The organism is Streptomyces canus, assembly GCF_030815415.1.
GTDB classification, from domain to species: Bacteria; Actinomycetota; Actinomycetes; order Streptomycetales; family Streptomycetaceae; genus Streptomyces; species Streptomyces canus_F.
In genome coordinates, this window is sequence record NZ_JAUSWW010000001.1 from 8,621,776 (window position 1) to 8,637,333 (window position 15,558).

The following is a 15,558-nucleotide window of genomic DNA, read 5'->3' on the forward strand; positions in this document are numbered from 1 at the left end:
GGCACGTCAACCTATCTCCAGGGCCTCCTGAGCCGCCGCGGCCAGCGCCGTCGCGGGATCCTGGACCGCGCCCCCCGCGGGCACCCAGCGGCCCCGCTCCTTCCGGTACGGCCACCAGCGGCCGTCCCGACCGAGGCGCAACTGGCTCGAAGAGCCCACGACCGTCCACCGGTTGCCCCTCGCCCGCAACGACGGCCGCTCCTCCTCGTCCCACGCCGAGTCGAGCGCGGCACGCGCGCGTGCGAGCGTTTCACCCCCGACCGTCCATTCCTCCTCGAGCACCTCCAGCGCGGCCACGCCTCCGTCCCGCCACGCGCGCAGGGCGAGCGCCAACTCCTCCGTGGTGCGCCCCGACCCCTCCGACAGCCGCTCCAGCACGGCCGTCCCGGGAGTGCCCACCGCGAGGCGGACGGCGTCCTGGGCGAGCGTCAACTCGTCGTCGAAAGCATCCTGTTCGGCCAGCAGACGGTGTGTCCGTGCCGCGGTCCGGGCAGCCAGGAACTCCAGAGCGGCCGGATCGACACCGGAGGGGGCCGGCGTCTCGGTGTCCAGGGAGGGCGGTACGCCGGGCTCCTCGGGGAGTTCCGGCAGGGCGGGCAGTGGCGGAAGGATGTCCCCGGCCGCGTACGCCTCGGCGGCGTCCACGCCCTCCCGATGGGCCGGAGCCTCATCGGGTACGGCGGTGCGGTCCTGGAGGGCGTCCAGCAGGGCGCGTTCGCCGCGGCCCCGCATCAGCAGCAGGACGAAGGGGTCCTCGTCCAGCAGCCGCGCCACCTGGTAGCAGAGCGCCGCCGTGTGCCCGCAGTGGTCCCAGGCGCCGCAGTCGCACTCGGGCTCCAGATCGCCCATCCCGGGCAGGAGCTCGACACCCGCGGCCGCCGCGTCCTCGACCAGGTGCGGAGGCATGTCGCGGTCCAGGAGAGCCGCGACATGGCCGGCGCGCTCGACGGTCATGTCCAGGAAGCGGTCCCACTGGTCGTCGGAGAGCTGCTCGAGCAGCACATCGGCCCGGTGCGGGGTGCGGTCGCGGTCCTGCACGACGGCCGTGATCCGGCCCGGCCGTACCGACACCGCGCCGACGGCTCCCGCGCGCGCGAGCCTTCGGCCGGTCTTGACCTGCGCGGTGTCGAGCGCGGCGTCCTCCAGCGCCTTCAGCCAGGCCTGGCCCCACCAGCTCTGCGCGAAGCCCCTCCCGTGCGCGGGAGGGAACGCGGCGAACGTACGCTCCGTCTCGTCACTCATCGTGTGCCCCCTCGCAGTTCGACCAGATCCGCCAGCTCCGCGTCCGTCAGTTCCGTGAGCGCCGCCTCCCCGGCGCCGAGCACCGCGTCGGCCAACTCCCGTTTGCGGCTCAGCATGTCGGCGATGCGGTCCTCGATGGTGCCCTCGGCGATCAGCCGGTGCACCTGCACCGGCCGGTTCTGCCCGATCCGGTACGCACGGTCGGTGGCCTGCGCCTCCACGGCCGGGTTCCACCAGCGGTCGTAGTGCACGACATGCTCGGCCCGGGTGAGGTTCAGCCCCGTGCCCGCCGCCTTCAACGACAGCAGGAAGACCGGGACCTCACCGTCCTGGAAGTGCTGCACCATCTCCTCCCGCCGAGCGACGGGAGTGCCGCCGTGCAGGAACTGCGTGGGCACTCCGCGGGAGGCCAGGTGCCGCTCGATGAGGCGGGCCATCTGCACGTACTGCGTGAAGACCAGCACGCTCGCCCCCTCGGAGAGGATGGTGTCGAGCAACTCGTCCAGGAGCTCCAGCTTTCCGGACCGTCCGACGATCCTCGGCCGGTCCTCCTTGAGGTACTGCGCCGGGTGGTTGCAGATCTGCTTCAGCCCGGTCAGCAGCTTCACGATCAGCCCCCGCCGCGCCATGTTGTCGGCGCCGGAGATCTCCGCGAGCGTCTCGCGCACCACCGCCTCGTACAGACCCGCCTGCTCCTTGGTGAGCGACACCGCGCGGTCCGTCTCCGTCTTCGGCGGCAGCTCCGGAGCGATGCCCGGATCCGACTTGCGGCGGCGCAGCAGGAACGGGCGCACCAGCCGCGACAGCCGCTCGGCGGCCCTCGGGTCCCGGCCGCCCTCGATGGCCTGCGCGTACCGCGCGCGGAACGTGCCGAGGCGGCCCAGCAGGCCGGGAGTCGTCCAGTCGAGGATGGCCCACAGCTCCGACAGGTTGTTCTCCACCGGGGTGCCGGTGAGCGCCACGCGTGCGCGTGCGCCGATGGAACGCAGCTGCCGTGCCGTCGCCGAGTACGGGTTCTTGACGTGCTGCGCCTCGTCCGCCACGACCATGCCCCACGACACGTCGGCCAGCCGGCCGGCGTCGAGCCGCATCGTGCCGTACGTGGTGAGCACGAACTCCCCGTCGGCCAGGGCGTCCAGGTCCCGGCGCGGCCCGTGGAAGCGGCGCACGCGCGTGCCGGGGGCGAACTTCTCGATCTCGCGCTGCCAGTTGCCCATGAGGGACGTCGGGCAGACCACGAGCGTGGGTCCGGCGGTGGAGGCATCCGTCTGCCGGTGCAGATGCAGGGCGATGAGCGTGATCGTCTTGCCGAGTCCCATGTCGTCGGCGAGACAGCAGCCCAGCCCCAGGGAGGTCATCCGCGCCAGCCAGTTGAGGCCGCGCCGCTGGTAGTCCCGGAGCGTGGCCGCGAGCTCCGCGGGCTGCTCGACCGGCTGTTGTGCCTCGGGGTCCGCGAGCCGCTCCCGCAGGGCCGCGAGCCATCCTGTGGGGTGCACCTCGACCCGGTGGCCGTCGATCTCCGTGGAGCCCGTGAGAGCGGCGCCGAGCGCGTCGACGGGGGTGATCTTGCGGTCCTGCTGGGCGCGGGCCCGGCGTACCTCCTGCGGGTCGACCAGGACCCACTGGTCGCGCAGCCGCACGACAGGGCGGTTCGACTCGGCCAGCCGGTCGAGCTCCTCGCGGGTGAGCTGCTGGTCGCCGAGTGTGAACCGCCAGTTGAAGGCCAGCAGCGCGTCGGCGGAGAGGAACGACGGCGCGTCCGAGGAGAGTCTGCCGGGCTCCGACGCGTCGTCCGGCGGACCGACCACCGCGCGGGCCGTCAGTTCGCGGGCGAGCTCCTTGGGCCAGTGCACGTCGACGCCGGCGACGGCGAGGGTCCGGGCGCCTGCCGAGAGGAGATCGATGACCTCCTCGTCGGCGAGCTCGATCTCGTCCGGGACGGCCGCCGAGAGCAGGGGCGCGAGCGGCGGCCAGGCGCGGGCCGCGCGGCGCAGCGCGAGCAGGGCGTCCATCCGCGCACGAGAACCGAACGCCCCGCCCGGTCCCGCCCACACCTCGGCGGCGTCCGCGACCAGCGCCGGATCGCCCATGTCGTGCACCTGCAGCACGGCCCGGAACGCCGGTACGGCCTCGTCCTGCGCCACGGTCGACAGACCCGCTACCTCGATCCGCAGCGACAGCCGTACGCCCGCGTCGTGACCGGCGGCCACATCGGCCGCCCAGGCCCGGTGACCGGGCACGTGCTGCGGTTCCCGCGCCGCGTAGGCGGGACCACCGGTCACGAGCGACGCGGCGGGGGAGCGGGGCAGCGTGTCGGCGATCGCGTCGAGAAAGGCGCGCAGCAGCCGCTCGGGGTCGGGCAGCCGCAGCGGTACGCCGCCGTCGAGCGGTACGGCGTGCGCCTCGGGCGGCATCGCCGCGGCCAGCGCCCGGACGCGCTCGACGTCCTCGGGGCGCAACGGGCCCACGCGCCAGGCGTCGTGGTCGCCCTCGGACAGGCCGGGCAGCAGCAGTCCGCGGGCCGCGAGCTGCAGTGCGTGGACGGCGGCCGTGCCCCAGAACACGGTCGCCCGGTGGCCGTTCGTGGCGGCACGCGCACGCGTGAGGACGGGCAGGGCCGCCCGCACCGGCAGCAGCACGGCCGGCACGGTCACCGTCTCCACCCCCTCTTCGCCGGGCACGACGACGGTCAGGTCCTCGACGGACCCCGACGCGACGGCCGGCGGCGCGTCACCCGCGGGGTCCCAGAAGGCGACGGAACCGGTGCGGGCGGGGTCGCCGGGGACGAACACGGCACAGCATCGGGCCAGTTCAGCGATCTCGGACGGTGTTGCCGCGGGAATCCTCGGCACAGGAATGCGACACTCCTCAAACTTGACTACTCGGTGCGGAGTGGCCGAGGGTACAGCACGTGCCCGGCCGACCCGGAATGGCCGGGCCGTGATCTGGGTCACCTCATGGAGAGGTTGGGTATCCCTGTCTCAGGGGCGCCTAGGGGTAGCGACTCAGGGACGTCTCAGGGTCGTGGTGCGGAACCGTGGAGAGCGCGGGCCCGTTCTCAGGACAGAGAGCGGCAGTGGCCGCGGAGGAGGCGACACATGTCGAAGAACGCGAAGATCGCCGCAGGAGGTGTGGCGGTCGGCATCCTTCTGCTGATCTGGCTGCCGTGGTGGGCCGCGCTCCTGATCGTCCTGGGAGTACCGGCCGCCGCGTACCTCACGCTGGACCCCTCGCAGCGGCGCAGGTTGCGCCGTGTCACACGCAAGGAGCTCGGTCGCTGAGACCCCTTGGGCTACCGGGCCGCCTCGGCCCGGTCGGCCAGGGTGCAGGAGTCGACCACGTCGCCGCTCGCGGGCCTGCTCACGGCATGGTCCGCGGGCGGCGGGGTGCCCCGCTCCACCCATGACACCAGCGCGTCGAAGGCCGACCGGTAGCAGGGCAGGATCGGCCGCAGCCGATCCGGATAGGTGTCGTACAGGCCGTCCACGTGCGTGCCGCCCTCGACCGTGTAGTAGCGGTGCAGACGGCCCCTGCCGCTCGCGTCGATCATGCGCGCGTACACGTCGGAGTCGGCGGCCTCGGGCAGCAGCGCGTCCAGGTCGCCGTGCAGGGTGATCAGCGGGCGCCCGATCCGTCCGGTCAGCGCCACCCGGGCCACGGCGCGATGGACGGATGCCGGGCGTGCGGCGTAGTCGTAGACCGCATCGCCAGCACAGGGCGCCAGCACCTGCTCCGTGGTCGTCCCGGCGGTCGGGCCGGGGCAGGCGGGGTCGTAGGCCGGGTCGAACTCGGCGCGGTAGATCTTCTGCGTGACTCCCCAGTAGGCCTTCTCGTGGTACGGCCACAGGAACTCCGAGCCGCGCGCGAAGCCCACCGCGTACAGGTCCTCGTCCCGCGCCGAACCGGTCATTCGGGCCACGGCCGCGGGCAGCGAGGTGAGCAGATTCGGGCCGTCCGCGGTCCACAGCGCCCCCTCCCAGTCCACGCCGCCGTCGTACAGCTCCGGATGGTTCTCCAACTGCCGGCGCGTCAGATAGCCGCCGTTGGAGATGCCCGTCATGTACGTGCGCCTCGGCGCGTGTCCGTAGCGCCGGGCCACCGCACGCTTGGCCGCCCGTGTGAGCTGGGTGGTGCGCGCGTTCCACTCGGCGACCGCGTCACCGGGACGGGTGCCGTCGCGGTAGAAGTCGGCGCCGTTGTTGCCCTTGTCGGTCGCGGCGTACGCGTAACCCTGCGCGAGCACTTGGTCGGAGATCGCCGTGTCCGTGGCGTACTGCCTGCGCGTACCCGGCGCGCCGGTGACGACGAGCCCGCCGTTCCAGCGGTCCGGCAGCCTGATCACGAACTGGGCGTCGTGCTGCCATCCGTGGGTGGCGTTGAACCGGGAGGAGTCCGGGAAGTAGCCGTCGATCTGCACACCCGGAACGCCGGACGGGGTGCGGGTCGCCCTGGCCGTCAGCCCCGCCTGGTCGGCCATGTCGGTGTACGGGGTGCCGGCCAGCCCGGTGGTCGTCAGGTCCGTGAGGCACGCGCCCCGTTGGAAGGCCGCGCCCGGCACGTGGACGCGGTCCTGTCGTGCGCAGTGACCGTCTGTCGTGCCTGCGGCGGGAGTCGGCCAGGTGAGGGCGCTCGCCACCAGTGTGGCGGCGAGGAGCGGGACGCCTCGGGACAGCTGCATGAGGGCCTCCAGGACGGGTCGGGGAGTCGCGGGCTGCCTCATGGTGCGAGTGCCGTACGACGCCATCCATGGGGCGGGGCCACATGGAATGAGGGCGCCGTATGTGAAGTGCCGTACGGAGAAAGGAGATCGAAGAGGCGCGAGAAAACAGTTTGCGCAGGTGACCGGCGGCACCCCACCATGACCGACATGACTTTCGGAAAGGGGGCCCAGCGACTCCACGGTGAGCGCTGATGGCCGCATACGAGGCGTCCCCGACGCCGTCCCGACAGCCCCAGAACCCGCCGGCGCCCATGACGTCCGCCTGGCTGAGGTCCCACTTCGACACCCTGCCCTTCCCGGCCCGTACGAGCGCCCTGGCGCGGTACGCCCGCACCCTCGCCCCGGGCGCCTACGAGACGCTCCACCACGCCCTCGACCACGGCGATCCCGCCGACCGGCACACCGCCCTCTTCCTCGCCGTGGTCCGCCGCGACCTGGAACGGGTGGCGGAGGCTCTCGCGGACCCGCTGCTGGGACGCCGGGCCCGCTCGGCGGCCATCCGGCTGCCCGTACCCGAACAGGCCCTGGAACGCCTGGCGCTGAGCGACATCAGGGCCGTACGCCACGACACCTATCGCCTCCTCAAGCTGAGCCGCCGCACGGCACTGGCGGCCAGGCTGCTGCCGCGGATCCACGAACGCCACGGCGGCCGGGAAGCGGCCGCACTTCTGTCCGCCTGCCCTCCCGAAACGGTGGCCGCATGGCTGCCCCGCGTCGACCCGGCACCCGGCGTCCTCAACTCCCTGGCCCGCACCGCCCCCTACGCCGTCGCCGTACACGTGACGGCTCAATGCGCGCACCGGCCCCAGCACTCGACCCGCCAGTTCCGTGCCGTCGCGTCGCTCGCCGCCCGGCGTGACCCACACGCGGCACTCCTGCTGCTGGACCGGACACCGCTGCTCCTCACTCCCGCAGCCGTCCTCTCCGCCCTGACCCGGCCCGCCGAAGCACTGGCCGTGCTGCGCACACCACCCCCCGGCCCCGGCGACCGTGAGCGCCTCGTCCCTGTGGGCCCGCTGCCGCCCTCGCTGCGCCGCAAGCTCCTCGCCCTGCCCGCCCGCGACCTGGTGGAACTCGCCGAGCACTGCCGCTGCACCGGACGCCGGCCCACCGCCCCGGGCCGCACCGACGTCACCCCGGACGGTCTGCTCGGTCTCCTCCCACCCGCCGAGCGGCGCCGCATCGTCGAGAAGCACACCAGCACGACGTCACGGCCCGTCCCGGCGCTGGTGGGCGCGCTGGCCGCCCTCGAACCCGCCGACCGGGCAGATCTGGTCCGCCCCTCGGCGGTGGGCAGCGAACGCCGCCCATGGGCCCTGGTCCGAGCGGCACAGGCGCTGCCGCTCGCGGAGGGTGAACCGTTGCTGAAGGCGCTCGCGGACAATCACCGCCTCCAACACCGCTCCCTGGCCTGGCCCGCCCTGCTGGTCTGCGCCGAACTCGAGGGCGACCCCGAACAGTTCGCACGCGTCGCCGCCGACTGCGAACGGGCCTGGCACGACCAGGACGCCGTGCGCCGTCCCGCGCTCGAACAACTCGCGGGCGCCGCCGGCCGCTTCCTCGCCGCACTGCCCGAACGCGTCCTGCGTGACGCCGTCCTCACCACCGTCCAGGCTCGCGACGCGACGGAAGGCACCGTCAGGGCCGCGCGCCGGCTGCTCCAGCGGGTCGTCGAGCGGGCGGCGGCGACCGGCCGACCGGACCGGGCGGCCTACGCGGCCGGACTGCTCGGCGAACTCGTCACACGGCCGGAACGGACCGGGACGCTGCCCCCGTTGCACATCGGCGAGACGACCGCCCGGGCCATCTGGACGGCGATCGCACCGACGGCCCTGCGCCGGCCCGAGGTGGGCACCGCCCTCGCCGAACTCCTCGCGACACACCTCACCGCGCTGCCGGAACTCGACGCCGAGGCACGGCGGGTCGCCGTCGAGTGCGACGATCCGCACCTCGCGACGCGTGCCGCGGCGGTATGGGTGCGGCCGCCGCGGCTGCGCGAACAGCGCTGCGCCGAACTGATCGCCCTGGACCCGACCTTCGTCACCGTTCCCGTCGTCCTGCGGACCGTCGCCACCCGCCGCACCGATCTGCTCGACCCCGTCCTGGCCGCCGCACGCGAGGGCCTCACGGGGCGGCTGCGGACCCGCCGGACCGCGTGGACACCGCACCTCGCGCCCGGCCTCGCCGGAAGATGGCTGCCTGCCCAGCGGGACGCCTGGGAAGAGCACCACGCGCGCGTGGTGCTCGACGAATCGGCTCCGCTGCGCGTGCGGACCGATGCGGCGCGGCTGCTGAGGGACCCCGAACGTCTGACGGCGCTCGCGCAGGACGCCCCACAACCGGTGGCAGCGGCGGCCCTCGGGGCCCTCGGCGACGTCCCGGACCGCGATCCCGTGACTCTCCTGCTGCGCCACGCGGGAACCGGGGGCGTGCGCGGCCGCGCCGCGATGGCCTCGGTGCGGCGGCTGATCGCACGGCTGCCGGACGACGACGCGGTACCCCTGCTGGCACCGGTGGCCTGCGCCGCGGACAGCCCGGTGGGCGCCCGCAAGGAAGCCGTACGGGCGCTGGCCGACCTCCCACGGCAGGACGCCTTCCAAGCCCTCCTGGCGGCCTGGGACGTGCCGCACCAGCATCGGGACGTGCGCGCCGTCCTCGCCCGCGTCCTGCTCCCGGCGATCGACCGCCGGGACGTGGCCGACCGTCTGGTGGGGGCCGTCCATGAGGCCGCCGTGCGCGACGAGGTCGTGCACGCGCGCGTGGGCCTCGGTTTCACGGTGCCGAGGGAGGCTTACGCCGCCTTCCTGGTGCGGCTGGTCCAGACGGGCGACGAGGACACCGTGGTCGCCGCTTGCCAGGTGCTTCCGACGTGGCCGGCGCCCGCCGGGGCCGGCGGGGCCCATGCGCTCGCGGACGCCCTCGCGGCCCCGGCCCGCCCGCGCAAGGTGTGGGACGCGGCCGCGCGCCAACTCGTCCGGCTGCCGCCCGGTCCGCTGACCGAGGCGGCGCTCAGAGGCGCATTCGACGCCCTGGCCGCACGAGCCGTGGACCCACGCACGCGTGCCGACGCGCTGCGGCGGCTGCACGCGTGCGCCGAGTACTCGGATCCAGGAGGGTGCGAGGAGCCGCCGACCATGCTGGACGCGCTCGCCGACACACTGGAGTCCGTGGGACTCCACGCCGATGCCGCCCGTGTGAGCTGGGACTGCGCCATGGCGCTCGTACGCAACGGCGAACACGACGAACACCGGTGGGAAAGAGTCGCGCGGCAGTGCGAGGCGGGGGCGGGACGGCTGCCGGCGCGGCACGACGTACCGGCCGATCTGCACCGGCCACGTGTGCGTGCCGCGCTGCTCGCCGCCGCGCGGACCCTCCGTGCCCGAGGCTCCGCCGTGACCGGCCGCCTCGCGTTGGACCTCGTCCGGGCCGGCGGCCGGGCGGCGTCCTGGGACGAACCCTGGCGAGCCGAACTCGACGCCCTCAGAGCTCACCAGGACGCGGACACCGTCGTGGACGCCCTGCTGGTGGACCCGGACGGCCGCGGCCGTCGATGACCCGGCTCAGAGGGGACGTACGGCCATCTTGTCGAGCGCCTCCAGCAGCCCCGGCAGCTCCGGGCCGCGGCCCACCGGCAGAACCTCGCCGGGCTCGTCGTCGAGCAGCACGAACGCGATGTCGTCGGTCCTGGCCACGAGCGACCAGCCGGGGCCGTCGGCGCGCAGGGTGCGGGCGTCGCCAGGCGCGAAGGACGACCGGACCCGGCCCAGGGGCGGCGGCGTCTCCACGTACCCGCGGGCCTCCGCGAGGACACGCCGGATGCCGCTGTGGCCGCTGGGAGAGTCCCCCTCGCCCTTGTCGGCGGACTCGACCGGTTCCGGCACCGGGAAGTCGGCGTCGTTGATCTGCTCACGCCACGTGGCCCACTGGAGGGCGATCTCGTCGGCCCCCAGCCGGCGCTGAGCCGGTCCCCACGTGCTGGTGTCCGGCGGTGTCAGCGGGGGACCGTCGACCTCCGGCGCGGGATCGTGCGGCGCGGGCACGTTCGGAGCCGCGACGGCGACCGCGAGGGGCCAGCCCGGCAGGGCGGCCACGACCGTGCGTTCGTCGGGCGACAGGTCGTACTCCATGCCGCAGTCCCAGGACGCGATGGCGACGGCGACCAGCGAGACGTCGTCGATGACGACCGTCCAGCGGGAGCCGTCGCCGTCCTGGCCGAGCACCAGGCCGTACCCGTCGGCGAGCGGCGCGAGACCGAGCGCCGCACAGGCCTCCGGATAGTCGTCGCCCAGCACGCTCGGGAACTTCGCCGGCGTCAACAGCACCGCCGTCAGCACATAGAGCGCGTCGTCCGCGGCGGCGACGGTGTCCTCGTCCGTCCCGGCCATCCCAGCCTCCCCATCGGTATGTCCAACGGCGCGCACCCTAGTGTGCGCGGAAGCCGCTTGTCACGACTCCCCAGCCCACCCGGAGCTGCTGTTTTCCGGCCGGACAGGGCGAATCGGCCTCTTTGGACCGTGGATCAGGCCGCCGGAAGCCCCAGGAGGGCGCGGGCCACGGTCTGCGGCGACTCGTCGCGTTCCCGCGCGAGCGCGATGACCGCCCGGCACGCCAGCTCGCTCACCCCGAACGACAACGCCTCCGGAGACACCCAGCCGACGGCTTCGTCGATCTGGTCCTGGTCGTCCTCGGCACACGCCGAGACGTACACCGCCGCGGCCTCGAACAGGTTGTGCGTGCGTTTGTCCCGGCCGTTGTCCGTATCGGCGCGCACGGTGTCGAAAAATCTGGCGAAGGACTTGCGGACCCTGCCGAACATGCTGACCACCTTCCCCCTGCGTGGTTGGCTGACCGATCGTTCATCTCCCCCTACTCAACGTAGGGTTGGATCTCCGGCGGCAGAAGGGGGCGGCACGGTGAAGGCGCCGCCGAGGCACTCACCGGTGGCGGGTTCGAGACGCTCTGAAGGGCCGGAACACGGTCAAGCCGCCTTGCAGCGAAGGATACTTGTGCCTTCTCACCACATGGCGACCAAGGGAGCGGATCGGTGAACTCTGCCGTAGGAACGGGCCGTCGGAGCGAGGGCGGTGGCGGTCGGGGCGGGCGGCATGCGGTCGTCGTGGGCGGCAGCATCGCGGGACTCCTCGCGGCGCACGTCCTGGCCGGGCACTGCGACCGCGTGACCGTCGTCGAGCGTGACCGGTTCCCGGAGGCCACCGGGTCACGGCCGGGCGTACCCCAGGGCAGGCATCCGCACGTCCTGCTGGAGGGCGGGCAGACGGCCCTGGAGTCGCTGCTGCCGGGCTTCCTGACGGAACTGGAGGAGGCGGGGGCGCCGCGGGTGGGGATGCCGTCGGACATGGTGCTGTGGCAGAACGGCCGCTGGCTCCGCCGGTGGCCCGCGTCGACGCACATATACACCGGCTCCCGCGCGCAGCTGGAGGAGCTGATACGGCGGCGGGTTCTCGCCAATCCGGTGATCGGCGTGGTGGAGGGGGCCGAGGCCGTCGGGCTTCTCGGTGATGCCTCGCGCGTACGGGGCGTACTCCTGAGGGAACGTTCCGGCGACGCCGGCGCGGAATCCCGGGCCCTGGAGGCCGACCTGGTGGTCGACGCCTCCGGCAGCGGCACCAAGGCGCCGCAGTGGCTCGCGGCGATCGGCGCCGAGAGCGCGCACGAGGAGACCATCGACACCGGACTCGCCTACGCCTCGCGCGTCTACCGCGGGCGGAAGGGCACCCTCGACGGCGAGACCCTCGGCCACTACGTCTATCCCGGGCCCGACCAGGTCAACGGCGGTGGTGCGCTGCCCCTGGAGGACGGCAGCCATCTGGTCATCGTCTCGGGGCTGCGCGGCGACGAACCGCCCACGGGCGACGACGAGTTCGAGGCGTACGCCAAGCGACTGGCGCATCCGCTCCTGGACCGCTGGCTGGAGGAGGCCGAACCGCTCACGCCGGCGTTCGGCTACCGGCGGACCGCGAACATCCGGCGCCGCTACGACCTGCCCGGCCGCCGCCCGGCCGGATTCCTCGCCACCGGCGACGCCCTGTGCACCTTCAACCCGATCTACGGGCAGGGCATGGCCATCGCCGCGATGAGCGCGGTCGCCCTGCGCGACACGCTCGCCGACCGTCGCCGCACCCCCACCACGCGCCGTGTGCAGCGGGCGCTGCTCGCGGCATCCCGGCAGGCGTGGGACATCTCGGCCGGAGCGGACCGCGGGATGCCGGGCGCGGTCGGCACCGCGGTCGCCGCCGGCCCCGCGGCCCGTGTCGCGGGCTGGTACCTGCGCCGGGTCACGGAACGGTCGCCCGGCGACCCCGTCGTGGGGCGTGCCTTCCGCGCCGTGCTGGTCCTCGCCGAGCCCGTGACCGCCCTGTTCGCCCCCTCCGTCGCGCGGGCCGTTCTCTTCAGCCGGCCCGGGCCGACGCCCGCCGAGCCGCCGGCGAGCCCGGAACCACGGGAGCGCTGAGCGTCAGAGCCCGGTCTCGTCGCGGCGGCAGTACAGGAAGAGATGGGGCTCGGGCTCCGCAGCGGGGTGGTCCGGGGTGAAGGTGAGGCTGTGCCGGGACAGCACCGTCAGCCCGGCCGCCTCCACCATGCCGATCACGTCGTCCTCGGCGAAGCTCGTCGCGCGGACCGGCTGGCCCATGAAGACCACCTCGAGGTCCTCCACGTCGGCGGGCACGGTGGCCAGCACCAGATGCCCACCGGGCCTAAGGGCCAGGGCCAGGCGCCGCATCAGTGCCGACTGCTGGGCGCGGGTCATCTGGAGCAGCGAGAAGAACACGCACACGCCGTCCAACGAGTCCGCGTCCAGCGGGACATCCCGGATGTCGGCGCTGCGGAACTCGGCCCCGGGCACCTGACGGACGGCGAGTTCCACCATGACGGGGGAGACGTCGACGCCCAGCACCGAGTGCCCCGCCCCGACGAGCGCCGCCGCGGTGGGCCGCCCGGTGCCGCTGCCCACGTCCAGCGTCCGCGCGGCGGGCGGCAGCCGCTCGATCAGCCACTCCAGCGCGGACAGGTGCGCGGGGGCATGGGCGAACGCCTTCTCGTAGTCGGCGCCCAGCGCGTCGAACAGCACGGCAGCGGGCGGCCGTTGGTCCTCGTGCGTCACGTCGGTGTCCCTTCGTTCGCCGACCCGCATCGTCGCATCCGTCGTACGTGTGCCACAACGGTCGCCCGGTGCGCGTCCCGGCGCACCGGACAGGGGAGAATGGGCCCGTAACCCCACGATCGACTCTTGCGGAGGAGCGGGCACATGCAGGACGCGCGAGCGGGACAGGTCGCCGGGCCCGAGGACCTCATCGATGTGGCCCGCCTGGTCACGGCGTACTACGCGCTGCACCCCGACCCGGCCGAGCCCGGGCAGCGAGTGGCGTTCGGTACCTCCGGACATCGCGGCTCGTCGCTCGCGGCGGCCTTCAACGAGGACCACATCGCCGCCACCAGCCAGGCCATCTGCGAGTACCGCGCCGCCCAGCGCACCGACGGCCCGCTCTTCCTCGGCGCCGACACCCACGCCCTGTCCGAGCCCGCGCGGATCACGGCGCTGGAGGTGTTCGCCGCCAACGACGTGGCCGTCCTCATCGACCAGGCCGACGGCTACACACCCACCCCGGCGGTCTCGCACGCCATCCTCGCCCACAACCGGAACCGCACCTCCGGCTTCGCCGACGGCGTGGTGGTCACCCCCTCGCACAACCCGCCCGCCGACGGCGGCTTCAAGTACAACCCGCCGAACGGCGGCCCCGCCGGGTCCGAGGCGACCTCCTGGATCCAGGACCGCGCCAACGAGATCATCACCGGCGGTCTGAAGGACGTACGGCGCATCCCCTACGCCCGTGCCCTGGCCGCGCCCGGCACCGGCCGCCACGACTTCCTCGGTACCTACGTGGCCGACCTGCCGAACGTGCTGGACCTGGACGCGATCCGGGCCGCCGGCGTGCGGATCGGCGCCGACCCGCTGGGCGGTGCCTCGGTCGCCTACTGGGGCCGGATCGCCGAACAGCACCGGCTCGACCTGACGGTGGTCAACCCGCTCACCGACCCCACCTGGCGCTTCATGACTCTGGACTGGGACGGCAAGATCCGCATGGACTGCTCCTCGCCGTACGCCATGGCCTCGCTCATCGAGCAGCGCGACCGGTTCGACATCGCCACCGGCAACGACGCCGACGCCGACCGCCACGGCATCGTCACACCCGACGGGGGCCTCATGAACCCCAACCACTATCTGGCGGTGGCGATCTCGTATCTGTTCTCGCACCGGGAGCAGTGGCCCGCGAGCGCCGGGATCGGCAAGACCCTGGTGTCCTCCAGCATGATCGACCGGGTCGCGGCGGACGTCGGCCGGCCGTTGGTCGAGGTTCCGGTCGGCTTCAAGTGGTTCGTCGACGGCCTGTCGGACGGCTCGCTGGGCTTCGGCGGCGAGGAGTCGGCGGGCGCGTCCTTCCTGCGCCGGGACGGCTCGGTGTGGACCACCGACAAGGACGGCATCATCCTGGCGCTGCTCGCCTCCGAGATCACGGCGGTCACGGGCAGGACCCCGTCGCAGCACTACGCCGGTCTCACGGACCGCTTCGGCGCCCCCGCCTACGCGCGCGTGGACGCCCCGGCCTCCCGCGAGGAGAAGGCGCTGCTCGCCAAGCTGTCCCCGCGCCAGGTCACCGCCGACACCCTCGCCGGCGAGCCGGTCACCACGGTGCTCACCGAGGCCCCCGGCAATGGTGCCGCCCTCGGCGGCATCAAGGTCGCCACCGCCAACGCCTGGTTCGCGGCCCGCCCTTCGGGCACGGAGGACGTCTACAAGATCTACGGGGAGTCATTCCTCGGCGCGGACCATCTGCGGCAGGTCCAGGAGGAGGCCAGGTCCGTGGTGCTCGCGGCGCTGGGTGCGTGACGCCCACGACCGGCGGTGAGGTGTCCTCAGCCGTCCAGTGAGGCAAGGGTGGCCCGCAGCCAGGTGAGTTCCGCCTGGGACGTGGCGCGCGCGATCGTCAGGATTCCGCGCCGGAAGGGATCGTCCAGCTCCTCGGCGCGCAGCGGCCGGTCACCCTCGTAGAAGAAGCTCGCGGGTTCCTCCAGGAACGCCAGCCTGCGCCGCAGTACGGCCGCCTGCGCCGCGGTGTCGTCCAGGTGTCGGAGGAACGCGAGCAGGGTGAACCAGCGGTTCTCGTCGGTGATGTCGCGCTGTACTGGCTCGGCGAGCCTACGGCGCAGATCGCGGCGGCCGTCCTCGGTGAGCGTCAGGACGTGCCGTGGCGCGGCGACGGAACCGGGCTCCGTCGCGCGCTCCAGCAGCCCGGCCTTCTCCAGGCGCTTGATCGCCGGATAGAGCGTGCTCTCCGCGATGGGCTTCACGTGCCCGGTCAGCGCCGCGATGCGTTTGCGCAGCTCGTAGCCGTGCAGGGGGGCGTCGTACAGGAATCCGAGGATGGCGAGCTCCAGCATGCCCGCATTCTGCCGTACGACCGGGGTACATCGCTCAACGAATACATCGCATTCTTAATACATCGTAACCGATGTATTGTCGTGGCGATGGCTCGCAAGGGCGGCTCGCGAGGGTGCCGCCAAGGACGCCGCTCAGG

The 15,558-nt window shown here is 73.3% G+C and carries 11 protein-coding genes; 4 read left to right on the plus strand and 7 right to left on the minus strand.

All coding sequences use genetic code 11. From position 1 onward, the window contains the following. Positions 1–6: 6 nt before the first annotated feature. The gene (locus QF037_RS39950; protein WP_307033871.1) at positions 7–1,242 is read right to left on the minus strand and encodes an SWIM zinc finger family protein; all 1,236 of its coding nucleotides are present in this window, start codon (positions 1,240–1,242) and stop codon (positions 7–9) included. After that, positions 1,239–4,094, minus strand: a complete 2,856-nt coding sequence (locus QF037_RS39955) for a DEAD/DEAH box helicase (RefSeq protein ID WP_307033873.1) — start codon at positions 4,092–4,094, stop codon at positions 1,239–1,241. The genes QF037_RS39950 and QF037_RS39955 overlap by 4 nt, the downstream gene beginning before the upstream one ends. Positions 4,095–4,340: 246 nt before the next feature. On the opposite strand from QF037_RS39955, the gene QF037_RS39960 reads away from it, so the two are divergent. Further along, a complete protein-coding gene (locus tag QF037_RS39960; protein ID WP_266832363.1) occupies positions 4,341–4,523 on the plus strand; it encodes a hypothetical protein in 183 nt (60 codons plus the stop codon). 11 nt (positions 4,524–4,534) lie between these two features. Here the strand turns inward: QF037_RS39960 and QF037_RS39965 are convergent, their stop codons facing one another. Next, positions 4,535–5,920, minus strand: a complete 1,386-nt coding sequence (locus QF037_RS39965) for a tannase/feruloyl esterase family alpha/beta hydrolase (RefSeq protein WP_307033874.1) — start codon at positions 5,918–5,920, stop codon at positions 4,535–4,537. Between the two features lie 233 nt (positions 5,921–6,153). On the opposite strand from QF037_RS39965, the gene QF037_RS39970 reads away from it, so the two are divergent. Further along, a complete protein-coding gene (locus QF037_RS39970; protein WP_307033876.1) occupies positions 6,154–9,516 on the plus strand; it encodes a hypothetical protein in 3,363 nt (1,120 codons plus the stop codon). Positions 9,517–9,522: 6 nt separating this feature from the next. On the opposite strand, the gene QF037_RS39975 is transcribed toward QF037_RS39970, so the two are convergent. Beyond that, positions 9,523–10,347 (minus strand): hypothetical protein, encoded by an 825-nt coding sequence (locus QF037_RS39975; RefSeq protein WP_307033877.1) that lies wholly within the window; start codon positions 10,345–10,347, stop codon positions 9,523–9,525. 134 nt (positions 10,348–10,481) lie between these two features. After that, positions 10,482–10,778 carry a hypothetical protein gene (locus tag QF037_RS39980; RefSeq protein ID WP_307033879.1) on the minus strand — a complete coding sequence of 99 codons (297 nt, stop codon included), beginning with the start codon at positions 10,776–10,778 and terminating at the stop codon, positions 10,482–10,484. A gap of 300 nt (positions 10,779–11,078) precedes the next feature. Between QF037_RS39980 and QF037_RS39985 the strand changes: the two genes are divergently transcribed. Next, complete coding sequence (locus tag QF037_RS39985; protein WP_307037602.1) at positions 11,079–12,434, plus strand: NAD(P)/FAD-dependent oxidoreductase; 1,356 nt, start codon at positions 11,079–11,081, stop codon at positions 12,432–12,434. A gap of 3 nt (positions 12,435–12,437) precedes the next feature. On the opposite strand, the gene QF037_RS39990 is transcribed toward QF037_RS39985, so the two are convergent. Continuing rightward, entirely contained in the window at positions 12,438–13,115 is a 678-nt protein-coding gene (locus QF037_RS39990; protein WP_307033881.1) for a class I SAM-dependent methyltransferase, read from the minus strand. A 114-nt stretch (positions 13,116–13,229) separates the two neighbouring features. Between QF037_RS39990 and pgm the strand changes: the two genes are divergently transcribed. Beyond that, positions 13,230–14,870, plus strand: coding sequence for a phosphoglucomutase (alpha-D-glucose-1,6-bisphosphate-dependent) (pgm, locus tag QF037_RS39995; RefSeq protein ID WP_307033883.1), 1,641 nt, complete (start codon positions 13,230–13,232; stop codon positions 14,868–14,870). A gap of 26 nt (positions 14,871–14,896) precedes the next feature. Here pgm and QF037_RS40000 read toward each other — a convergent pair whose 3' ends face one another. Further along, a complete protein-coding gene (locus tag QF037_RS40000) occupies positions 14,897–15,421 on the minus strand; it encodes a PadR family transcriptional regulator (RefSeq protein ID WP_307033885.1) in 525 nt (174 codons plus the stop codon). Between the last annotated feature and the right edge of the window lie 137 nt (positions 15,422–15,558).